The organism is Wenyingzhuangia heitensis, from assembly GCF_011762155.1.
GTDB classification, from domain to species: Bacteria; Bacteroidota; Bacteroidia; order Flavobacteriales; family Flavobacteriaceae; genus Wenyingzhuangia; species Wenyingzhuangia heitensis.
Window position 1 is genome coordinate 79,219 of record NZ_JAASQL010000001.1, and the last position, 23,120, is coordinate 102,338.

Here is a 23,120-nt window from a genome sequence, read left to right on the forward strand (position 1 = left end):
TTTTAAGCGTTTTTTACCAAAACTCCCAATTCTTAAATTTTATTTACAATCTTTCTCCAAAAGCTTCTATTTAATTATATTTGATAGGGTTATTTTATAAACCCCCAACAAAACTTATAATCAATGAGCAATATAGAAGACAAACAACAGTATTCTGCAGATAGTATTCAGGCCCTTGAGGGAATGGAGCATGTTAGAATGCGACCATCCATGTATATTGGAGACGTAGGAGTTAGAGGTTTACACCATTTAGTATATGAGGTAATTGACAACTCTATTGATGAAGCTTTAGCTGGACACTGTAACAATATTGATGTTTATATTAACAAAGACAATTCTATTACCGTATTAGATGATGGTCGTGGAATTCCTGTTGATATGCACAAAAAAGAGGGTGTTTCTGCACTAGAAGTTGTAATGACTAAAATTGGTGCCGGAGGTAAATTTGACAAAGATTCTTATAAAGTATCTGGAGGTTTACACGGTGTAGGTGTTTCTTGTGTGAATGCATTATCAGATCATTTAAAAGCAACTGTTTTTAGAAATGGTCAAATATACGAACAAGAATACTCTAGAGGAAAAGCACTTTATCCTGTAAAATTAGTTGGAGACACAGATAAAAGAGGAACAGAAGTAACGTTTACTCCAGATAAATCTATCTTTCAACAAACAACAGAATACAATTACGATACTTTAGCAGCACGTTTAAGAGAACTTTCATTTCTAAACAAAGGAATTGTAATTCACTTAACAGATAAAAGACATCAAGATGATGAAGGAAACGACATTACCGAAACTTTTACAAGCACTGAAGGATTAAGCGAATTTGTAAAATATTTAGATGGTACTCGTGAGCAATTAACTGCAGGAGTAATTGCCATGGAGGGTGAAAAAAATGGAATTCCAGTAGAAGTTGCCATGGTCTACAACACTTCTTATTCAGAAAACCTACACTCTTACGTAAACAACATTAACACACACGAAGGAGGTACACATTTATCTGGTTTCCGTAGAGGATTAACATCTACCTTAAAAAAATACGCAGATGCTTCTGGAATGTTATCAAAATTAAAATTTGATATTTCTGGAGACGATTTTCGTGAAGGTTTAACAGCAATTGTATCTGTAAAAGTTCAAGAACCTCAGTTTGAAGGGCAAACCAAAACCAAATTAGGTAACCGTGAAGTATCTGCAGCCGTAAGTCAAGCGGTATCAGAAATGTTAACGGATTACTTAGAAGAACATCCAGATGATGCCAAAGTTATTGTACAAAAAGTAATTTTAGCAGCGCAAGCCCGTCACGCGGCAACCAAAGCTCGTGAAATGGTACAACGTAAAACAGTTATGTCTATTGGTGGTTTACCTGGTAAATTATCTGACTGTTCTGAAACTGATCCAGAAAAATGTGAAATCTTTTTAGTTGAGGGAGATTCTGCAGGGGGAACAGCTAAACAAGGACGTGATCGTGAATTTCAAGCAATTTTACCTTTAAGAGGAAAAATCTTAAACGTAGAAAAAGCTATGAATCACAAAGTCTTTGAAAACGAAGAGATTAAAAATATGTTTACCGCGTTAGGAGTTACCATTGGTACAGAAGAAGATCCTAGAGCCTTAAACCTATCTAAAGTACGTTACCACAAAGTAGTAATTATGTGTGATGCCGATGTAGATGGTTCTCACATTGCAACTTTAATTTTAACTTTCTTTTTTAGATATATGAGAGAAATGGTAGAGCAAGGATATATTTACATTGCTACCCCTCCTTTATATTTAGTTAAAAAAGGAGCCAAAAAAGAATACGCTTGGACAGATGACCAACGTGATATGATCAACTTAAAATTTGGTGGTTCTGCAGGAATACAACGCTATAAAGGTTTAGGAGAAATGAATGCCGAGCAGTTATGGGATACTACAATGAATCCTGAATTTAGAACTTTACGTAAAGTTGTTATTGATAGCGAGGTAGAAGCTGATAGAGTATTTTCTATGCTAATGGGAGATGAAGTTCCACCGCGTAGAGAGTTTATTGAGAAAAATGCAAAATATGCAAATATTGATGCTTAATTAAAGTTATCTATTTTAAACAAAAAAGGAGGTGAATGTAAATTCACCTCCTTTTTTAATCCCTTTATTCCTTTAAAACTATTTACGAGTATTTTTGTACATTCGTAAACAACATAAATCAACTATACTTATGAAAAAAATAATCTTATTAATGGCTTTATCAGCAGGTTTATTTACTGCCAAAGCACAAAACATTGAAGAAATTTTAGTATTAGGAAAAGATGCAGGAACTTTAATGCAATCTTACCTACAACCTGCTTTTGAAGGTACTATTTACAATTTAAATAGCGGATGGTACAGAACCGCCAAACCACATAGATTATTAGGTTTTGATATTACTTTAAATGCAACACTATCTTCCGTTCCGAGCAATAGAAAAAATTTCACATTTAATGTGGCTGACTACGAAAATGTTCGTTTAGAAAGTGGAGCTAGCCAAACAGAATTACCTACAGCCTTTGGAGGAAGTTCAGATGAAGTTCTTATTGTATCAAAAGATGTTGATACTCCATTAGGTACGCAAACAGCAGAATTTGATTTTGAGGCTCTTAATGGCTTAGGAGATGAAATTGGATTTGATCAAGTTCCTGCAGCTATGGTACAAGCAGGAATTGGATTGCCATTTAAAACAGATGTAACCGTAAGATTTGTACCAAAGGTAGGTAGCGATTCTTTTAAATCTGATTTATTTGGTATTGGTGTTAAACACAATATTTTACAATACTTTCCTATTGCGAAGCGTATTCCTTTAGTAGACATCTCTCTATTTGGAGGATATACTAAATTAAGCTCACAATACCTACCAGGGGAAGAAGGACAAAGTATTGACATGGAAGTTACAAGTTTAACTGGTCAATTACTAGGTTCTGTAGATTTAAAAATTGTTAACTTTTTTGTTGGATTGGGTTATTCAACAGGTACATCTAGCTTAGTTGTAAATGGAGACTATTACTTTCAATATAAAGATCCAAATACTGGTATAGCTCTAGGAGAACCTCAACAAATTGACTCAGAAGATTTACCTAATATAGAAAATGATGTAACTAGTTTTATGACTACCGCTGGGATGAGTTTAAACTTAGCCTTCTTTAAAATATACGGAAGCTACACACTACAAGAATACAATTCTATTAACGCAGGTATTGCCTTTAGTTTTAGATAAAAAAATTCTTATAAAAAATCACAAAGCCTATTGTTCATAAATACAATAGGCTTTTTTGATTTTATTACCTATTTTTAGAAGAATTATCAAGCTAAAAAAACTATGAAAAATATTTTAAGCCTATTATTCTTTTTAACGCTATCCTTAAATGCTCAAACATCAAAAGAGAAAGTTAAAGAAATGCAAGCTGATAAAATGGTGAGCCAAATGATGGATCAGATGATCCCCATGATGCAACAACAAATAAAGGCAACTTTAAAAACCGAAGAACAGAAACAAAAGTTAGAAAGCATAAACACCATTATACTAGAAGAAGTAAAATCTTTCACCAAAGAAATGATTAACGGCCCTATGGTAACTATTTATGCCAAACATTTTAACGACAAAGACATAAACGATCTTATTAAATTTTACAAAAGTGATACCGGTAAAAAATTAATAACGCTTACACCCGTAATTACCAACGACCTAATGCAAAACATGATGCAAAATGGAATTCCAAAATTTCAAAAAAGAATAAAGGAAAGAGTTGAACAAGTAAAGGCGGAATAATTTTAAACTGTTTAATGACCAAAATCATATTTTAGGCACAAACAAATAACTACATTTAATATATAAAAATTAATCATCCATAAAAACAAAATAAAATGAAAGTAACCGTAGTTGGAGCTGGTGCCGTTGGAGCATCTTGCGCAGAATACATTGCTATTAAAAACTTTGCTTCTGAAGTTGTGATTGTAGACATTAAAGAAAACTTTGCCGAAGGTAAAGCTATGGATTTAATGCAAACGGCTTCTTTAAATGGTTTTGATACTAAAATTACTGGGTCTACTAACGACTATTCTAAATCTGCAGGATCTGATGTTGCAGTAATTACTTCAGGAATCCCCAGAAAACCAGGAATGACACGTGAAGAATTAATTGGAATTAACGCAGGAATCGTAAAACAAGTTTCAGAAAATCTAATCAAACATTCTCCTAACGTAATTATTATTGTTGTATCTAACCCAATGGATACTATGACTTACTTAACCTATAAGTCTACTGGTATTGCAAAAAATAAAATTATTGGTATGGGTGGTGCTTTAGATTCTGGACGTTTTAAATACCGTTTAGCCGAAGCTCTAAAGGCTCCTTTATCTAATGTTGACGGAATGGTCATTGGAGGATTCAGATACCGGAATGATCCCTTTAACAAGATATGCAACACGTAATTCAATTCCAGTGTCTCAGTTTCTTTCTGAAGAAAAGTTAGAAGAAGTAGCACAAGCAACCATGGTTGGTGGAGCTACCTTAACCAAAATGTTAGGAACCTCTGCTTGGTATGCTCCAGGAGCGGCTGTATCTGCCATGGTACAAGCTATCGCAACAGACTCTAAGAAAATATTCCCTTGTTCTGCTTATTTAGAAGGTGAATACGGACAAGAGGATATATGTATTGGTGTTCCTTGTATTTTAGGAGCTAATGGTATTGAAAAGATTGTAGCTATCGATCTAAACGAAGCTGAAGCAACTAAATTTGCAGCTTCTTCTGATGCGGTTAGAAAAACAAACAGTTTGTTAGATATTTAAAATCAAAACCTGTTCATAAAAAAGGCTTTTACGTTTTGTAAAAGCCTTTTTTATTTATGAAAATCATACTATTATTCAGAATGTTTAACCACCTACTCTTTGTTTAAAATCTATAAATTTATTTTTAAAAACTAGATGATAAGGGAATAACAAAATCAATAAAACAATAGGAGCTACATTAAAAATTATGTCATTAAAAAAAGTATTAAACAAATGAAAAGAAACCAAGACCACTAATACTAAATTTGCGTACTTCCTACTACAAACAGCTAAAACCGCTGTAAGCTGAATACCAAAAACTAAAAGAGTAGCTATTTCCCATATATATGGAATTTGGTATAGACTAAACATAAAACTTGAAACTTCGTTATCTAACATTCTTCTATTAGTTATCGCGTTTAACTCAACAGCATCTTTATGTAACCAACTAACACTTTTAAAATCTCCTATATAAACAGTCTTAGCAAGAGAAAGAAATTTCCAAAAACCAGCCATACTATATGTTATTAATATTCCAAAAAGAGATAGTTTAACAATCTTTAAATCTATTCTAATCGCTTTGATATTCCTTTTATTATAATTAGGTGTAAATGCAAAAAACAAATGAGTTAATATAAACAGGTGTCCTACATGAGATGTAGACCCATAATTCCACCTAATCGCATTCAACAACATAACCAAAAAGGCTAACAAAAAACATTTAAAAAAACTTTTTGAAAGAAAATTAAATACCGATAATCCTATACTTAACAACACTATAATTACAAATAAAAAAGGAGGGATTAAGCTAGGTAAAAACAACTTCTGAAATCCCCAAATTGGCTCATATAACAAGACAGGTCTCTGAATTAAAATATTATAATCAAAGACAATATAAATTGTCCAAATTATTGTAAACAGCATTAAAGCTCTGTTTGCCATAACATGGTTATAAACCCAACTTAAATCTTTCTTTTTATCAATCATTTTTAGCTGAAAAAATTACCTTTACTTTATACGCATTCGGATTTCTTACAATATCCAAAGGATTAAATTCTTCCTCTACTATTAAGTACTCTTTACTATTAAAACCAAGAGCTTTTGCAAATATTTTAATTCTATTTACAATATGAATTGAATCTCGTTTATTCTTTAAAACACTTTGTGCTTCTCCTTGAATAAAATAAAAATAATCATCCTTATCAAACAAGGAATAACCCTTATTATTTATTCTAAAAGTGTCTAATTTTTCTGTAACCCCATACAATCGGTAATCTTTATAACTATACATACAACCCGTTGGCTTGGTGTATAATTTCCAGTAAAAGAAAGGATAAAAATCTTTATCTTCAAAATACTTTTGTCTAACAAATGAAAAAGCAGACATTAATATTGAGAAGCAGCAAAAAGTAAGTAGTAGGTAATATCTTCTCTTCATATTACTCTAATTACTTTTCCAAAAATAAGGAGTTAATACAATTAATACCGTAAACAACTCTAATCTCCCAATCAACATTAAAAAAGAACAAAATAATTTTGCCCCGTCCGTTAAGTGTGCAAAATTATTCACTGGACTTAAACTTCCTAAAGCAGGCCCTACATTTCCTAAACAAGATGCAGAAGCGCTAAAAGCAGATAGAAAATCTAATCCTAAAAATGTTAATACAACCGTACTTAAAATAAAGATTAGCATATAGATAACAAAAAAAGATAAGATGTTAAAAATAATTACTCTTGACACTCTACTCCCGTTATAACGTACAGATATAATAGCTTTAGGATGTAATTGTTTTTTTAACTCTAACATAGAGTTTTTAATCATAATTACATGACGAACTACTTTTACACCTCCACTAGTAGATCCTGCAGACCCCCCAATAAAAAACAAAGAAAACATTAATGCCGTGGCTAAATAATTCCACATTGTAAAATCGGCAGAAACAAAACCTGTAGTTGTTAAGACACTTACTACCTGAAAAGCCGCATGTCTAAATCCACTTTCTAATGCACCATAAGGCATAGGATGATGAATAGTGGTTTGCAAAGCTGGATCTTGAAACCATACAATTAATACGGTGATCGAAATCGTTACAAATACAGTAAGTAAAAAATAATATTTAAACTCGTCATCATTAAAAATCTTAGACACTTTTCCTTTTAATGCAAAATAACTTAAAACAAAATTAGCTCCTGCTACAAACATAAATCCAATAATTATATATTGAACAAAAGGATTATCATTCCAATAAGCTACACTTGCATTTTTGGTAGAAAAACCACCTGTACTAAGTGTTGCCATTGCATGGTTGATGGCATCAAACCATGTCATTCCCGCAATTTTTAACAACAAAAATTCTATAAATGTAAAACTAAAATAAATTAGCCATAAACGTTTTGCTGTTTGTGTAATTCTAGGGTGTAATTTATCTGTAGAAGGTCCAGGAGCCTCAGCTACAAACAACTGCATCCCTCCAATCCCTAACAAGGGTAAAATAGCTACCGTAAGTACAATAATTCCCATTCCACCAATCCAATGTGTTGCACTTCTCCAAAACAAAACTCCTTTAGGTACGCTTTCTATATCTGTTAAAATAGAAGCTCCTGTAGTAGAATATCCCGAAATGGTTTCAAAAATAGCATCAGGAAAAGATGTAATGGTTCCCGTCATTAAATAAGGCAAACTACCTGTTAAGGTTAGCATTAACCAACCCAAGGTTACAATTAAATACCCGTCTCTTTTATGAATATCTTTAGGTGCATTTCTATTAAAAAACCATAACAAAAAACCTACAGAAATGGTTAACAGACCTGCCGATAAAATTCCGGTACTAGCTGTTTCGTGATAATACCAACTAAAAGGCTCGGACAATAGCATGAAAAATCCATTCATCATGGAAGTTAATCCTAAGAAACTTGCTATAATTTTAAAGTTTAGTCCTTTCATCTATTAGTTATTAAAAAACTTTTCTACTTCAGAAATAGCATCTGGCAAGCAAAAAACAATGGCTCTATCTCCTGGTAAAATTGTAAAATCACCATAGGTCATTAATGCCTTACCTTTTCTAACCACTCCTCCTAAAACTGAATTTTTAGGTAAGTCTAAGTCTTTTATTTTTGATTCAGTTATTTTGGTATTTCTTCTTACAAAAAACTCTAAAACCTCTGCCTCTACATTGTGTAAATTTGCCAATGCCAACACACGACCTTTACGAACATGTCTAAAAATAGCACTTGCTGCTAATATTTTTTTATTGATTAAAGTATCTATTCCTATGGATTGAGAAATATCCATATAATTCATATTTTCTACCAAAGCAATGGTTTTTCTAACTCCTTTAGATTTTGCAACTAAACTAGTCATAATATTGGTTTCGGAGTTTCCAGACACTGCTATAAAAGCATCCATATTACTTAAAGACTCTTCTTCTAGCAACTCAATATCTCTACCATCACCATGAATTACCAATGTGTTTTTTAATTCATCAGACAAGTCAAAGCACTTATTTCGGTCACTTTCAATCATTTTTACACGCAAGTTTTTACCGCAAAGTCTTCTCGCTATTTTTTGTCCAATTCTACCTCCTCCTAAAATCATTACATCTTTAATCCCTATTTTTTCTTTATCTACCAGTAGGTGAATTTTACTTAGACTTTCTCTAGGAACCGAAAAATAAACCTGATCATTTAATTCAAAAACAGAATTTCCTCTAGGAATTACAATTTCATTAGATGTATCTCTTTTGATAGCGATAACAATAAAGTCAAAATTAAATTTAGAATTTATTTCTTGTACTGTTGCTCCTATTATTGGAGATCCTTCGGATAATTTAGCTCCTAAAACACTTAATTCTCCTTTTTCAAAATCAAATTTATCATTAAAAGCAGTTTCGTTTACTAAGATTTCAATCTCGTTTGCAGCCAATTCTTCGGGAGAAATCATATAATCAATTCCACTATCCGAAAAATTAATTTCTTTGGTCTTAATATATTCAGTGTTAGAAATACGAGCAATTGTTTTTTTAACTCCTAGCTTTTTACCTATTCCAGCTATTGTTAAATTGGTGTTTTGAGACTCTGTTACAGCAACCAACAAATCAGCTTCACTTATCCCTACCTCTTTTAAAACCTGAATAGATGCAGCATCCCCTTTTTTGGTAAACACATCAATATGAGTATTTAAGTGGTTTAGTCTTTGTGCATTTTGGTCAATCACAAAAATATCGTGTGCCTCCATAGACAATAACTTGGCAAGATGATAACCAATTTCTCCTGCTCCTGCAATAATAATCTTCATACCTGAATATTTGCTACAAATATATTACATTTAATTAGTATCTGTCACAAATAAAGCGCTATGAAACAAGATATAAAACCATTGACAATTAAAGAGTGGAATGAGGAAGATAGACCTAGGGAAAAATTAATTCTAAAAGGAGTAGCATCCTTGTCAGACTCTGAACTTTTGGCCATTTTAATTGGATCTGGAAACAGGAATGAATCAGCCGTAGAATTGTCTAAAAAAATTCTAAATCACTTTAACAACAATTTAAACGTATTAACCAAAGCTAGCATAAATGAGTTAATGAAATTTAATGGTATTGGAGAAGCCAAAGCCATTAGCATTGTAACTGCTTTGGCTTTAGGAAAAAGACAGCGTTTGTCTGCTGCATTATCTATCCCTAAAATTACTTGCAGCAAAGATGCTTTTGATATTTTTGAACCTATTCTAGGGGATCTACCTCATGAAGAATTTTGGATTTTACATGTAAACAACAGCAATAAGGTTATTGATAAGCAACTAATTAGCAAAGGAGGTCTTACGGGAACTTTGGTAGATTTACGTATTATTTTTAAGAAAAGTCTAGAATTACTTTCTACCGCTATGATTTTAGGACACAATCATCCATCTGGAAAACTACAACCTAGTCAGGCCGACAAACAAATTACTCAAAAAATTAAAAATGCTGCAGCCACATTAGACATTAAAGTATTGGATCATTTAATAATCACACAAAAAGCTTATTTTAGCTTTGCAGACGAGGGAATTCTATAAATTATGACAGAAGAATTATTAATATATACACAAAAAATAACTCCTAGAGTAAGCTATGTTTTTAAACATATTTTTGTTCGTATTTTAAATATTCCCATAAAATTTACTTCAACTATTGAAGAATTTGTGGCTCACGACAGCTTAAAGATGACTTATGCCAAAGCTCCGCTAGGTAACGAATTTTTTATTCAGAGTCATGGCTTGCTTTTTGAACAAGGTATTAATGATATAGAAATTACAATGTCTCAATGGGACAGCACTCCTTGTTTTTTTAGCAAGGGAAAAAAATCTGCTATTCCATTTGATATTTTTGCAGCTAGTTTCTACCTATTAAGTAGATATGAAGAATATTTACCTTGTGTTTTAGATGAAAATGATTGTTATCCTGCCGAAGAAAGTATTGCTTATCAAAACAACTTTTTAGACAAACCTATTATTGATGTTTGGGCTTATAAATTGTTAAAGGCTTTAAAAGAAAAATATCCAGAATACCAACATCAGCCCAACAGTTACAAATACATTTCTACGTTTAGTATCAATCAAACTTTTTTGTATAGATGCAAAGGAGTTATTAGAAATTTAGTAGGTGGTTTTTATGATTTTTTCACGCTAAAAATTTTTGAAGTATGGATGCGTATTGCTGTCTTTTTAAGAATAAAAGAAGACCCTTATGATACGTTTGATAAAATTATTTCGCTTCAAAAAAAGCACAACATCAAAACTATTTTCTTTTTCTTAATTGCCAATTATACTACGTATGATAACAATGTAGCTTTTACCAAAAGAAAATATCATTTGCTTATTAAATCGATTGCAGACTATGCAAAAGTGGGGTTATTAAGTTCTTATTTTACCATGGATAACGAAGAAAAATTATCGAAAGAATCTGATAGACTTTCTCATATAATCAACACTCCTACCAAATTATCTAGACAACATTTTGGTAGAAATAAACTACCTGAGACTTATCAAAAATTAATTGATTTAGATATTACCGAAGATTATTCTATGGGATATTTAAAACACATAGGATTTAGAGCTAGTACTTGTACTCCCTTTTATTTTTATGATTTAGATTTTGAAATTCAAACCCCTTTAAGAGTACACCCATATGCTTTTATAGACAACACCTTGCGTTTTAATTTACAATTAAGTCCTAAACAAGCACTTATGAAAATTAATCACATTACCAACATGGTAAAACAGGTAAACGGAACTTTAATTTCTGTTTTTCATAATGATTGCCTTTCTAATTTTGGTGACTGGAAATATTGGGAAGATTTTTACGAAGAGGTTTTAAAATGTGTTAAAGAATAATGATTACGTACGTTACAAGAAAAAATATTGATATAATAAAATACGATGCTTGTATTCAGAACTCAATTAATTCTAGAGTTTACGCACTAAGTTATTATTTGGATATTGTTGCTGATAACTGGGATGCTCTTATTTTAGACAACTACAAAGCAGTAATGCCTTTACCATGGAGAAGTAAATATTTTATTAAATACATTTACCCACCTTGCTGGACTCAGCAATTAGGGGTTTTTTCAACTAACAAACTAGATATTTCTTTAATCGATAATTTTATCAAAGCAATTCCAAAAAAATTTCTAAAAACAACCATTCAGTTTCATAGCAACAACTATTCTGATTTGTTTTTAAAAAAAGACAATTATATTCTAGACTTAAATCACTCGTACGAAGAACTACATAAAAACTATAGAAAAGACAGAAAAGACAGATTAAAAAAATTCAACAAATCTGAGTGTACTCTAGAAAAGAATATAAGTGCTAAAAAAATTACTACATTATTTAAAGAGAATTATACTAATGAATTAAACATCAACCTACAGGATTATAGAAGACTTGAGCAATTAGCAACCACAAAAAAATTAACCCCCATTACTTTGGGTGTTTTTGATAAAGAACGACAGCTTATTTCTGGCTCACTTTTCTTTAAAGATGCAAATAGAATTTATTATGTTTTTTCCGCCAACAATAAAAAAGGAAACAAAGTACAAGGGAATACTGCGGTATTAAATCACATAATCCAAACTTACGCTAACACTAATTATACATTAGATTTTGAGGGCTCTATGCATCCTGGAATTGCTTCATTCTTTAAGAGTTTTGGAAGCAAAATGGAAGCCTATTATTTACTTACCAAATTACCTATCGATTCTTTTTTAAGCTCTTTAAAAAAATAAACTAACAAAAAAGCATACATCAGTCCTTGCAAAACAGCCATTGTAATTACAAAATGCTTTATTTCAACAAACATAAACACACTTACAAATGTCATTACAATTAAAACAAAATTAGCTATTAGACTAATTTTGTTTTTACTCAAAATTTCTTCTAAATTACTAATAACACCATAAACACAAGTTGGAATATAAGCTACCACATAAACCTTTATAAAAAAAACAACCCCTATCCACTCTTTACCCAAAAAAAAATCTACAACATAAAATGACAGAAAAAAAATCCCCAAAGCAATAATAATTGCAATAAAAAAATTAAGTTTTACAACTTTTAATGTGTAATCAAATAATTCTTTTTTATTTGTTCTATACAACAATGATGCCTTTTTGAAATACAACGGAGCTAGTACAGAGTTACAATAATAAGTAGCTATAGATAATATTGTAATTGCTAAAAAATAAACCCCTGTTATATTTTTTCCAAAAAAATAAATTAGCAAAAGAGGCATAATACTACTAGAAACTACTCCTATCATATCTCCCGGAAAAGCATATAAAAGCAAATCTTTTCTTTTTAACAGAAACATCAATTTCTCTTTAATATTAATTTTATCAAAAGAACGATTTATACCTTTTGCCTGATAAATAACATTAAAAATTAATGACAAAAAAACTCCAAACCACAACCCTACCGAAGAACATCCTATATAAAATAAAAAAAACTGAATAAATATTTTACTCGTGGCTGTTATAATTTTTGTTTTTTTTATAAGATTATAATTAGAATTCACTAACAGTTGATTATTAAAAATATTCCCCACTCCTTTTAACAAGGCACAAAACAATAAAACAAACCAAAAAAAGCAATCAAACCCCCACAATGTATCTTTAAATAGAAAAACTACAAGTCCTGGTAACACAAATAAAAGAATAATTGTTATTGGTATTAATGTTAAATAACAAAAATTATTACTCTTATTATTTTCATGGTCTAAAATAATTACAGATTCTAACCTCAGAGTACTAAAACTAGAGATAATAACTAAAAAACTCATAAAAAAAGAAAACTCACCAAAATCTTCAGGAGTATATATTCTAGCCAAAAAAATGCCCCCAAAAGCCGCTAAAAACTGAGCTATTATATGCCCTACAGATAGATGAACTAAATCATTAGGTAATTTAATTTTTAACATTATCTATAAAATTTCTCAACCATAATTCATAAGAAACCAGTTGCCATATTTGTCTTGTATTTTTACTTTTCACAATATGATCCATATAACTATTATTAAATATATTTCTATTTCTCAAATCACTTAAATGATCCCCTACAAATTCACTCAACTCATTATTAATCCATTTTTCCAAAGGAAGGCCTAATCCTTTTTTTGACATAGCAAGACAACTAGGAGCTATATATTTTTTAGCAACTTCTTTTAATATATACTTTGATATACCATTCTTATTCTTGTAAACTGATGGGATTTTAAACGCTGTTTCAATAAACTGATGATCTAACATTGGAAGCCTACCCTCTATTGAAAAACTCATTGTACTAGAATCTACAGCTCTTAATTGATGATTCCCAATATAAGATTTTAAATTAAAATAACTAATTGCTTCAAAATTGTCAGAAAAGCCAATACCATCATCCATATATAACTCCTCTAACAAATTATCTGTATTCTTTATTTTACCTGTTAACAAACCCAATTCAGAATCTGAGAAAGTCGTATAATAGTGTGAATAGAATTGACCTATCTTTTCGTACGATAAAATTTGTTTTACTTTTTTAATTTTGGGATGAAAACTCGGAAAAAATTTTAGAACATTTTTGTGTTTTTTATTTTTTTCCCAGAAAGAAAGCTTTTTATAAACATCATACCCTCCAAATAATTCATCTCCTCCTAAACCATTTAGCACAACTTTTAAATTATTATTTTTTGCCAAGCTAGATATCGCAAAATTTGCAGACAAATGATGATAGGGCTCTTCATAAGCGACCACTGTTTCCTGTATTTTCTTAATAAAATCATCTGGATTAATTGTTTCTATAATATGATCTATATTATTCAACCTAGCAGTATCCTGTGCCTCTTTAATTTCATTAAGAGCCTCATAATTCTTAAAGCCCAAAGTTAAAGATTTTATATCAGGTTGAAATTTAGATGCTATTGCAGATATTAAAGTTGAATCTACTCCTCCACTCATAAATGTACCAACCTCAACATCTGCCTGTAACCTATATTTTATCGATTTAAATAAAGACTCCTCAATCATTATTTTCGATTGAGACTCTGTTAGACTAAAGTCTTGAGTACCTACAGGAATATTCCAATATTTTTTTTCCACAAAGTCCCCTGTTCGAAAATTCAAAACACCATAACTAGCAGGACTTAAAGACTTCAAAGATTCAAAACAAGTATGAGGTCTTTGAGCTACTGAAAACTTAAAATTCTCCCACACTCCCTGTTCTGATATTTTAGCAAGTACCATTCCTGATGCTAAAATTGATTTCTGAGTACTTCCAAATATAAAATTATCATTTGTTTTAGCGTAATAAAAAGGCTTAATCCCCATTCTATCCCTAGCCATAAAAACAGTAGATGTAGTTCTGTCTATTATAGAAAAAGCAAACATTCCATTAAATCGTAACAAAGCTTTATTAGACCATTCTTTATAGGCTATTAAAACAACTTCAGTATCCGAATTTGTTCTAAAAACATGCCCTAATCCTATTAATTCTGCTCTTAATTCTAAATAATTATAAAGCTCACCATTAAAGACAATTGCAAACCTTCTTTCATTATCAACCATAGGCTGATGTCCTAAATTTGATAAGTCAACTATTTTTAATCTTCTAAAGCCTAATACAATCTTAAATTCATCCATAAAAGATGCTGAAATATGCGGTAAAGATTTAACAACAGAGCCATCCCCTCTAAAAGAAAAAAAGTTATCTTTTAAACACAAATATCCTTCATCATCAGGTCCTCTATTTATAATTTTCTCAGTCATAGAAACCACATTAGATGAAATAGATCTACCACCTAAAAAACTTATTATCCCTGTAAATCCACACATTTATCGGTTATTTTTCATATTTATCTCCCCACCTATCTTTCATTACTTTTCTAAATTCATTTTCACGAGCATTTACTCCAGGATTGTATAGAGACATTCCTTTTAACTCATCGGGCATAAACTCTTGCTCCACAAAATTACCAGGATATGCGTGAGAGTATTTATACTCTTTTCCGTAGTTCATATCTTTCATTAGCTTAGTAGGAGCATTTCTTAAATGTAATGGAACTGGTAAGTCTCCTGTTTGTTTTACAACCTGAATTGCTTTATTAATAGCTTCGTAACTCGTGTTACTTTTTGCAGAGTTTGCTAAATAAACAGCACACTGACTTAGTAAAATTCTAGCTTCAGGATAACCAATAGTTGTTACTGCCTGAAAAGTACTTGTTGCCATAATTAAGGCTGTAGGATTGGCATTACCAATATCTTCGGAGGCAGAAATTAACATTCTACGTGCAATAAACTTTACATCTTCTCCACCTTCTACCATTCTTGCAAGCCAGTAAACAGCTCCGTTAGGATCTGACCCTCTTATTGATTTTATAAAAGCAGAAATAATATCATAATGTTGCTCTCCTGTTTTGTCATATCTCACTACATTACGTTGTACTTTTTGCAGCACCAAGTCGTTTGTAATTACAACTCCCTCTTCTTCTGATGCTACAATCAATTCAAAAACATTTAATAGTTTTCTGGCATCTCCGCTAGACACCTGTAACAAAGCATCAATTTCTTTTAAAACTACCTTTTTTTTAGCAATTACCTCATCCTCTTGCATCGCACGTTTTAATAATGCTTCCATATCTCCCTTATCAAAAGGATTTAACACATACACCTGACATCTTGACAACAAAGCTGGAATCACCTCAAAACTAGGGTTTTCGGTAGTCGCACCAATTAACGTTACCCAACCTTTTTCTACAGCTCCTAATAAAGAGTCTTGTTGTGATTTGCTAAATCGATGAATTTCATCAATAAATAAAATAGGATTTTTAGTCGTAAACAAACCTCCGCTCTGTTTTGCTTTGTCTATCACTTCTCTTACATCTTTTACACCTGCATTAATAGCACTTAATGTAAAAAAAGGTCTTTTTGATGTTTCTGCAATAATATTTGCCAACGTTGTTTTTCCAATACCAGGAGGTCCCCACAAAATTAAAGAGGGAATCATTCCTTTATTGATATGATTGGTCAACACTCCTGTTTTTCCTACAAGGTGTTGCTGACTGATATAGTCTTCTAATGTTTTAGGTCGAATGCGTTCTGCCAAAGGTTGATTCATACAGTAAATATACGAGTTCCTAATTGCAATTAACAACGGATGATTCGCAATTATTCTTCACTATATATTTCAACAATTGTATTGTTCAATACGTCAATTACTTTACTTATTTTTGACATCTAAAATTAAGAAACATGGCAACACAAAAAATAAGTTTAAACTGGAAAGATGGAGTTCATTTTGAATCTAAAGGGCCTGGAGGTAATGTTCCTATTGATGGTTCTGAAGAAGTTGGTGGACAAGGAAAAGGATTACGTCCTAAAGCATTAATGTTATCTGCTTTAGCAGGTTGTTCTGGTATTGATGTTGCTTCTTTAATAAAAAAAATGCGTATTGATGTGGATACTTTTGACATTGATGTAGAAGCTGAATTAACAGAAGAACATCCTAAGTTTTATCATAAAGTTTGGGTGAATTTTAATTTTTACGGAGACAACCTTAATCAAAAGAAAATAGAAAAGGCAGTTACTTTATCTGTAGATACCTATTGTGGGGTTATGGAAATGTTTCGTCAGTTTGCAACTGTAGAAACTAAAATAAATTATTTTCCCAAAAAATAGAGGTAACAAATCTCATCCAAAGCTTCGGGAAACTCAATGACCAGAATTAGTTACCTATACATCTGTAAACGAGACACAAATAGCACAAAATTAAAAAAGGGAAGCTAAATTTCAGCTTCCCTTTTTTCTATTTCACATGGTTTTTATCAAACCATTTATTTGTTAAATACTTTGCTAATTTTAGATATAAAACAGCTTCTACAACTCCTAAAGTGTATCCGCATAAAATATCTCCAGGATAATGTTTCCCCATATAAATTCTACTATAAGCAAACAATAATGGATAGATATAAAATAATATTGTCCATTTGTATTTTTTTCTAAAAAGCAAATACACAAATGTAGTTACTGCTGTTGATGTTGTTGCATGTCCTGAAACAAAACTAAAACTACGAGAACATTTTAAAATTCTAATTTGCTCTAAAACACCATCTTGCCAACATGGTCTTGGTCTTGTAGTAGCATATTTAATAATATTCACTAACACATCAGACAAGCCTGCCATAATACAGATAAACAAAAACAGAAAAAGTCCTTTTCTCCAACTATAGTTTTTAATTAACAAAAATAACCAGAAAAGAAAAAGTGGAATCCAATTGGTTGGTTTGGTAACAAACAACCAATAAGCATCAAACGGTTGACTACCAAAATTATTTAAATAAATTAATAATTGTTGATCTGCCTGAATAAGGCTTTCTAAAAAACTCATAATTTAGTTCTTCTTATAGGTCCCGTCATGTCATCAATATTTTCTTTAACATCATCAACAGCCTTTTTAATGTCTTTGGTTACATTTAAATCAACTCCTGATTTTGTAGCTGTATTGTTTATTTCACGCTTAATATCATTGGTTGCATTTTTAACCTGATTCATCCCTTTAGCCAATCCTCTAGCTATTTCAGGAATTTTATCTGCACCAAAAAACATGACTACAATAAGTAGAATAATAAAAACTTCTGGACCTCCAATAAATAAAAACATAGTGTTCTAATTTTTAACAAAGATACTAGGAATAAATGAATTCTATAAATATAAAATCCCACAAAAAAAGGTCTCGAAAAATCGAGACCTTTTTAAATATACTTTACAACTTAAATTAGCTTAATTTAATGTTGTTTTGCTCCATTAAGATATGAATATCTTCATTTATCACTTCTTTTTTAGTGTCTGCATAATCTAAAAACTTAGGGTAAATAGCATCTAACTCTAATTTGGTTAGTTCGTATCCTACATTCTTAGCTCTATAAGCCAAAGCTGCTCTACCACTACGTGCCGTTAGTACAATTGCAGATTCTGTTACACCAACATCTGCAGGGTCCATAATTTCGTATGTTTCTCTGTTCTTAATTACTCCATCTTGATGAATTCCAGATGAGTGAGCAAAAGCATTAGAACCTACCACTGCTTTATTAGCTTGCACAAACATTCCCATATGCTCTTGTACCATTTGAGAGGTACTGTACAATAACTTTGTATTTACTCCTGTATCTATATTTAAGTCTGGATGTTGTTTCATAATCATCACAACTTCTTCTAGAGAGGTATTTCCTGCTCTTTCTCCAATACCATTAATAGTACATTCTATTTGACGAGCTCCATTAATTGCTCCTGCAATTGAATTGGCTGTTGCCAAACCTAAATCGTTATGACAGTGACAAGACAACACTGCCTTTTCTATTCCCTTAACATTTTCTTTTAGGTATTTAATTTTAGCTCCATATTCATCGGGCAAACAGTATCCTGTTGTATCTGGAATGTTTAACACTGTTGCTCCCGCTTTAATAACAGCCTCACAAACTCTTGCTAAATATTCATTATCTGTACGTCCTGCATCTTCTGCATAAAACTCTACATCCTCTACAAATCCTTTTGCATACTTAACAGCTGCAACTGCTCTTTCGATAATTGCATCTCTGTTAGAATTAAATTTAAATTTTATATGAGAATCTGAAGTACCAATCCCTGTATGAATTCTTGGTCTAACAGCATATTTTAAAGCCTCAGAAGCTACCTTAATATCATTTTCAACAGCACGTGTTAATCCACAGACCGTTGCATTCTTTACTAATTTAGCAATTGCCTCCACCGATTTAAAATCTCCTGGACTAGAAACGGGAAAACCTGCTTCAATAATGTCTACCCCTAATAAATCTAAACGCTCTGCAATTATTAACTTTTGCTCTGTATTTAGTTTACATCCGGGAACTTGCTCTCCATCTCTAAGAGTAGTATCAAATATTTGTACGTGATCCTTAGCCATTATTGTTGTTTTTTTACTTTAAGCAAACAAAAATAAACTTCTCAGTAGGCGAGCAAAACTCCTATTAATTTACCTTTCCCTTAGTCAAAAGATAATTTATTAGCTAAACCCTAACAAATACAGGGCTATATCCAAAATAAGTTTACGACATCCAAGAACCGAAATCTGAATATTTTTGTATTTTTGATATAAATTAAGGCAATCTTATATCATGAAAAAAGAAAAGAAAACAGACCCCTTATTTTCGCTGATTAAATCTTTAAGCAAATCGGAAAAAAGACAATTTAAACTGTATGCTGGTAGGTTAGAGGGAAATACACAATCTAATTTTATGGCATTATTTGTTTTAATGGATAAAATTAACACCTATGATGAAAAATTAATTTTAGCCAAAACAGGAATTAGAAAACAGCAGATTTCTAACACCAAAGCACATTTATATCGTCAAATCTTAATCAGTTTACGATTAAGTCCTGTTCATCAGAATAGTATTACTCAAATTAGAGAGCAAATAGATTTTGCCACTATTTTATACACTAAAGGCTTGTATAAACAGAGTTTGCGTTTGTTAGACAAAACAAAATCTGTAGCAGTAGCTAAGGAACAATACAATTTGGCTTATGAAATTATTGAATTAGAAAAAGTAATTGAGTCCCAATACATCACTCGTAGTATGAGTGACAGAGCCGATACGTTGGCTATTGAAGCTAAAAACATCAACCAAAAAAATGTAATCACCAGTAAACTTTCTAATTTATCTTTGCAATTATACAGCTGGTTTTTAAAACACGGATATGCTAGAAATGATACAGACACCCAAACCGTAGAGCAATATTATGCTGATAGAATTCCTAAATACAAATTTTCTGATTTAGGTTTTACTAGCAAAATGTATTTGTATCAAGCCAACTTATGGCAAGGTTTTATTACGCAAGATTTTTTATCCTGTTACCGTAATTCACAAAAACTGGTTCAGTTGTTTCATGATTTGCCCGACATGAAAAAACTCCATCCTGTATTTTACCTAAAGGCCGTTAATTATTTATTAGAGTCTCTTTTTTACCTACAAAAAAAAGACAAGTACCAAGAAACATTAGATGGTTTGACCAAAGAAATTCAAGACGAAAAAATATTTTCATCAGAGAACACACAAAACTTATGTTTCCTGTATCTGTATCAACACAAAATAAATTCTTTTTATTTAACGGGTGAATTTAGAAAAGGAACTGAATTTGTAAAAAGTGTTTTGATTGAATTGGATAAAACCGATAAAAAAATAGATGCTCATCATGTCATGCTTTTTTATTACAAAATAGCGTGTATGTTTTTTGGTGCTGGCGATTATGAAAAATGTATTTTTTACTTAAATAAAATCATCAAAAACAAAGATTTAAAAATGCGTGAAGACTTGCTATGTTATACACGTGTTTTAAACTTAGTTGCCCATTACGAGTCTGGTGATGATGAATATATTGAAGAATTAATTAAATCTACCTACAAGTTTTTATTAAAAATGAACAACTTATACGAGGTACAAAGAAAGATGATTAAATTCTTAAGAAATTTAAGCAATTTATATCCGCACGAACTAAGAAAAGCATTTAAAGAATTATATGAAGAACTAAAAGTGTACGAAAATCATCCTTATGAAAAAAGATCCTTTTTATACTTAGATATTTTATCTTGGCTAGAATCTAACATTAAAGGGGTGCCTGTAGAAGAAATTGTAAAACAAAAAATACAAAGACAAACATCTTGAAATACGAAAACGACTCTTATTACTTATTAAAACTACAATATTTAGGCTTTCGATTTCATGGTTGGCAAAAACAACCAAATGTTAAAACCGTACAAGGAATACTAGAGAAAACTTTTAAATTTATTTTTGATCATAATTTATTTAAAACATTGGCCGCTAGTAGGACTGATGCGATGGTATCTGCCCATGAAACCTATTGCCATTTAATTACAAAAACAGATTACGAATCCCATTGGATGCTCTATGAGTTGAATAAAAATTTACCTCAAGATATTAGAGTTTTATCTATTGATAAAGTGGATAAAAACTTTGATATTATTCAAGCATCTAAAACAAAAGAATATCACTATTTATTTTCTCACGGAGAAAGAAACCATCCTTTTTGTGCCTCTATTTTAACAGGAAAAAACAACGTACTAGATATTGATTTAATGCAACAAGGTGCTAAACTATTTGTAGGAAAACACAATTTTAAAAAGTATACAAAAAAACCTAGTGAGAACACTATATTTGAAAGAAAAATTTATAGTTCTGAAATTATAAAAAACAACACATACACGGCAAGCTTCTTTCCTAAAAAAAGCTACTTATACAAGGTTACCGGACCTGGTTTTATGCGTTATCAAATAAGAATAATGATGGGAATTCTTTTTCAACTTGGAAGCGGAGAAGTAGATTTAGACTTTTTAAAGAAAACATTAAGTAATTGGGATGATAACGTAGTTTTAAAAGAAATTGCTCCTGCTAGCGGATTAATTTTACATGAAATTAAGCTCTAAAAAACTATAATTATATCTTAGCTAAGTATAAGCACCACAAGGGCTTCCGTAGTATTACGTATTTTAAACAAGTATCCTAAAAACAAGCTATTTAACTGTGTTTGATTTGGTATTTTCGACTGAAAATCATCAAAAACCACAATGAAAATAACAAAACTATATAAAGAATTTTTTAACAGCGAAAAAACAAGCGGTATCATTCTAATAATTTGTACGCTTGTTTCTTTAATAATTGCCAATTCAGCCCTAGGGAATAGTTATCAATCTTTTTGGAACATTTACATTGGTAATCATAGTATTGTTCATTGGATCAATGATGGATTAATGACTATTTTCTTTTTACTGATTGGTTTAGAATTAGAAAGAGAAATATACCACGGAGAACTCTCTAACATTAAAGATGCATTATTGCCTATCTTTGCTGCTTTGGGAGGAATTATAGTTCCTGCAGGAATTTATTTGTTTTTAAATTATGGCACAACTACACAATCGGGTGCCGGAATCCCAATGGCTACAGACATTGCTTTTGCTTTAGGAATTTTAGCCTTGTTAGGAAGTAAAGTTCCTACTTCTTTAAAAATATTTTTAACTGCTTTAGCTGTAATAGATGACTTAGGTGCCATTTTAATTATTGCTACTTTTTATACCAAAACTATTTTCTGGGTCAATTTACTTATTGCTTTAGGTATTTTTGGAACACTTTTAATTTTTAACAAGCTAAGAATTAAAAATATGTTGATTTACATTATTGGTGGAATTGCCATGTGGTATTTCATGCTAAACTCTGGTGTGCATGCAACCATTACAGGTGTTTTGTTAGCGTTTGCCATTCCTTATAGAAATGGTGGAGAAGAATCCACTTCTTATAGATTACAACACTTTTTGCACAAGCCAGTTGCTTTTATTATTCTTCCTGTTTTTGCGTTGGCAAACACCGCTATTGTTTTAAGCGGAAATATAGAACAAGTTTTAACACAAAACTATAGTTTAGGTATTATGCTAGGTCTTATTATAGGAAAACCATTAGGCATCTTTTTAATCACTTTTATTGCCGTTTCTTTAGGACTATGTAAATTACCCGAAGACTTAAATTGGAAATCTATTATAGGAGTTGGTTTTTTAGGAGGAATAGGATTTACCATGTCTATTTTTATCACCTTACTTGCTTTTGACAACACTACTATTATAAACAATACTAAATTTATTATTCTAATTTCATCATTAACAGCTGGATTGATTGGCTTTTTAATATTAAAACTAAATTTAAAAAAAGAATACACAGACGACAACTAGACGCTAATCACTTTACTATCAAACAAATAAACACACAATGTTTTGTTACACAAATTATTACACATT

General features: G+C 31.1%; 20 protein-coding genes and 1 pseudogene. 11 read left to right on the forward strand and 10 right to left on the reverse strand.

The window, feature by feature from the left end; genetic code table 11:
- Nucleotides 1-123: 123 nt before the first annotated feature.
- The 4 genes and pseudogenes from gyrB to FHR24_RS00395 all read left to right on the forward strand — a co-directional run bounded on the left by gyrB (nucleotide 124) and on the right by FHR24_RS00395 (nucleotide 4,798).
- Nucleotides 124-2,064: a DNA topoisomerase (ATP-hydrolyzing) subunit B gene (gyrB, locus tag FHR24_RS00380; RefSeq protein ID WP_167182225.1), complete on the forward strand. Its 1,941-nt coding sequence runs from the start codon at nucleotides 124-126 to the stop codon at nucleotides 2,062-2,064.
- A gap of 130 nt (nucleotides 2,065-2,194) precedes the next feature.
- The gene (locus tag FHR24_RS00385; protein WP_167182228.1) at nucleotides 2,195-3,226 is read left to right on the forward strand and encodes a DUF6588 family protein; all 1,032 of its coding nucleotides are present in this window, start codon (nucleotides 2,195-2,197) and stop codon (nucleotides 3,224-3,226) included.
- Nucleotides 3,227-3,328: 102 nt separating this feature from the next.
- A complete protein-coding gene (locus FHR24_RS00390; protein ID WP_167182231.1) occupies nucleotides 3,329-3,778 on the forward strand; it encodes a DUF2059 domain-containing protein in 450 nt (149 codons plus the stop codon).
- A 95-nt stretch (nucleotides 3,779-3,873) separates the two neighbouring features.
- A pseudogene (locus tag FHR24_RS00395) lies at nucleotides 3,874-4,798 on the forward strand (malate dehydrogenase).
- A gap of 84 nt (nucleotides 4,799-4,882) precedes the next feature.
- On the opposite strand, the gene FHR24_RS00400 reads toward FHR24_RS00395, so the two are convergent.
- The 4 genes from FHR24_RS00400 to trkA are packed head-to-tail and all read right to left on the reverse strand — an operon-like array spanning nucleotide 4,883 to nucleotide 9,071.
- The gene (locus FHR24_RS00400; RefSeq protein ID WP_167182234.1) at nucleotides 4,883-5,764 is read right to left on the reverse strand and encodes a hypothetical protein; all 882 of its coding nucleotides are present in this window, start codon (nucleotides 5,762-5,764) and stop codon (nucleotides 4,883-4,885) included.
- Nucleotides 5,757-6,164, reverse strand: a complete 408-nt coding sequence (locus tag FHR24_RS00405) for a hypothetical protein (protein WP_167182237.1) — start codon at nucleotides 6,162-6,164, stop codon at nucleotides 5,757-5,759. Before FHR24_RS00405 ends, FHR24_RS00400 begins: the two co-directional genes overlap by 8 nt.
- A gap of 57 nt (nucleotides 6,165-6,221) precedes the next feature.
- Nucleotides 6,222-7,721: a TrkH family potassium uptake protein gene (locus FHR24_RS00410; protein WP_167182240.1), complete on the reverse strand. Its 1,500-nt coding sequence runs from the start codon at nucleotides 7,719-7,721 to the stop codon at nucleotides 6,222-6,224.
- A gap of 3 nt (nucleotides 7,722-7,724) precedes the next feature.
- Nucleotides 7,725-9,071 (reverse strand): Trk system potassium transporter TrkA, encoded by a 1,347-nt coding sequence (gene trkA, locus FHR24_RS00415; protein ID WP_167182243.1) that lies wholly within the window; start codon nucleotides 9,069-9,071, stop codon nucleotides 7,725-7,727.
- 60 nt (nucleotides 9,072-9,131) lie between these two features.
- Between trkA and radC the strand changes: the two genes are divergently transcribed.
- The 3 genes from radC to FHR24_RS00430 are packed head-to-tail and all read left to right on the forward strand — an operon-like array spanning nucleotide 9,132 to nucleotide 12,040.
- Nucleotides 9,132-9,830 (forward strand): RadC family protein, encoded by a 699-nt coding sequence (gene radC / locus FHR24_RS00420; RefSeq protein ID WP_167182256.1) that lies wholly within the window; start codon nucleotides 9,132-9,134, stop codon nucleotides 9,828-9,830.
- 3 nt (nucleotides 9,831-9,833) lie between these two features.
- A complete protein-coding gene (locus tag FHR24_RS00425) occupies nucleotides 9,834-11,147 on the forward strand; it encodes a polysaccharide deacetylase family protein (protein ID WP_167182258.1) in 1,314 nt (437 codons plus the stop codon).
- The gene (locus tag FHR24_RS00430; RefSeq protein WP_167182261.1) at nucleotides 11,147-12,040 is read left to right on the forward strand and encodes a hypothetical protein; all 894 of its coding nucleotides are present in this window, start codon (nucleotides 11,147-11,149) and stop codon (nucleotides 12,038-12,040) included. The genes FHR24_RS00425 and FHR24_RS00430 overlap by 1 nt, the downstream gene beginning before the upstream one ends.
- On the opposite strand, the gene FHR24_RS00435 is transcribed toward FHR24_RS00430, so the two are convergent.
- The 3 genes from FHR24_RS00435 to FHR24_RS00445 are packed head-to-tail and all read right to left on the reverse strand — an operon-like array spanning nucleotide 11,986 to nucleotide 16,403.
- Nucleotides 11,986-13,230 (reverse strand): oligosaccharide flippase family protein, encoded by a 1,245-nt coding sequence (locus FHR24_RS00435; RefSeq protein ID WP_167182264.1) that lies wholly within the window; start codon nucleotides 13,228-13,230, stop codon nucleotides 11,986-11,988. The two genes, FHR24_RS00430 and FHR24_RS00435, sit on opposite strands and share 55 nt — an antisense overlap.
- Entirely contained in the window at nucleotides 13,217-15,121 is a 1,905-nt protein-coding gene (asnB, locus tag FHR24_RS00440) for an asparagine synthase (glutamine-hydrolyzing) (protein WP_167182266.1), read from the reverse strand. The genes FHR24_RS00435 and asnB overlap by 14 nt, the downstream gene beginning before the upstream one ends.
- A 7-nt stretch (nucleotides 15,122-15,128) precedes the next feature.
- Nucleotides 15,129-16,403 (reverse strand): replication-associated recombination protein A, encoded by a 1,275-nt coding sequence (locus FHR24_RS00445; RefSeq protein WP_167182269.1) that lies wholly within the window; start codon nucleotides 16,401-16,403, stop codon nucleotides 15,129-15,131.
- Nucleotides 16,404-16,537: 134 nt separating this feature from the next.
- Here FHR24_RS00445 and FHR24_RS00450 point away from each other — a divergent pair, with 134 nt between their 5' ends.
- Entirely contained in the window at nucleotides 16,538-16,963 is a 426-nt protein-coding gene (locus tag FHR24_RS00450; RefSeq protein ID WP_167182272.1) for an OsmC family protein, read from the forward strand.
- Nucleotides 16,964-17,090: 127 nt separating this feature from the next.
- On the opposite strand, the gene FHR24_RS00455 is transcribed toward FHR24_RS00450, so the two are convergent.
- The 3 genes from FHR24_RS00455 to FHR24_RS00465 form a co-directional block, all read right to left on the reverse strand.
- Nucleotides 17,091-17,672, reverse strand: a complete 582-nt coding sequence (locus FHR24_RS00455) for a phosphatase PAP2 family protein (RefSeq protein ID WP_167182275.1) — start codon at nucleotides 17,670-17,672, stop codon at nucleotides 17,091-17,093.
- Nucleotides 17,669-17,944, reverse strand: coding sequence for a Sec-independent protein translocase subunit TatA/TatB (locus FHR24_RS00460; RefSeq protein WP_167182277.1), 276 nt, complete (start codon nucleotides 17,942-17,944; stop codon nucleotides 17,669-17,671). Before FHR24_RS00460 ends, FHR24_RS00455 begins: the two co-directional genes overlap by 4 nt.
- Nucleotides 17,945-18,059: 115 nt before the next feature.
- Complete coding sequence (locus FHR24_RS00465; RefSeq protein ID WP_167182279.1) at nucleotides 18,060-19,223, reverse strand: 2-isopropylmalate synthase; 1,164 nt, start codon at nucleotides 19,221-19,223, stop codon at nucleotides 18,060-18,062.
- A 211-nt stretch (nucleotides 19,224-19,434) separates the two neighbouring features.
- On the opposite strand from FHR24_RS00465, the gene FHR24_RS00470 reads away from it, so the two are divergent.
- The 3 genes from FHR24_RS00470 (at nucleotide 19,435) to nhaA (ending at nucleotide 23,054) form a co-directional block, all read left to right on the forward strand.
- Complete coding sequence (locus tag FHR24_RS00470) at nucleotides 19,435-20,982, forward strand: hypothetical protein (RefSeq protein WP_167182281.1); 1,548 nt, start codon at nucleotides 19,435-19,437, stop codon at nucleotides 20,980-20,982.
- On the forward strand, nucleotides 20,979-21,761 hold the full coding sequence (gene truA / locus FHR24_RS00475) for a tRNA pseudouridine(38-40) synthase TruA (RefSeq protein ID WP_167182283.1): 783 nt from the start codon (nucleotides 20,979-20,981) through the stop codon (nucleotides 21,759-21,761). Before FHR24_RS00470 ends, truA begins: the two co-directional genes overlap by 4 nt.
- Nucleotides 21,762-21,902: 141 nt before the next feature.
- A complete protein-coding gene (gene nhaA / locus FHR24_RS00480) occupies nucleotides 21,903-23,054 on the forward strand; it encodes a Na+/H+ antiporter NhaA (protein ID WP_167182285.1) in 1,152 nt (383 codons plus the stop codon).
- Nucleotides 23,055-23,120 lie beyond the last annotated feature (66 nt).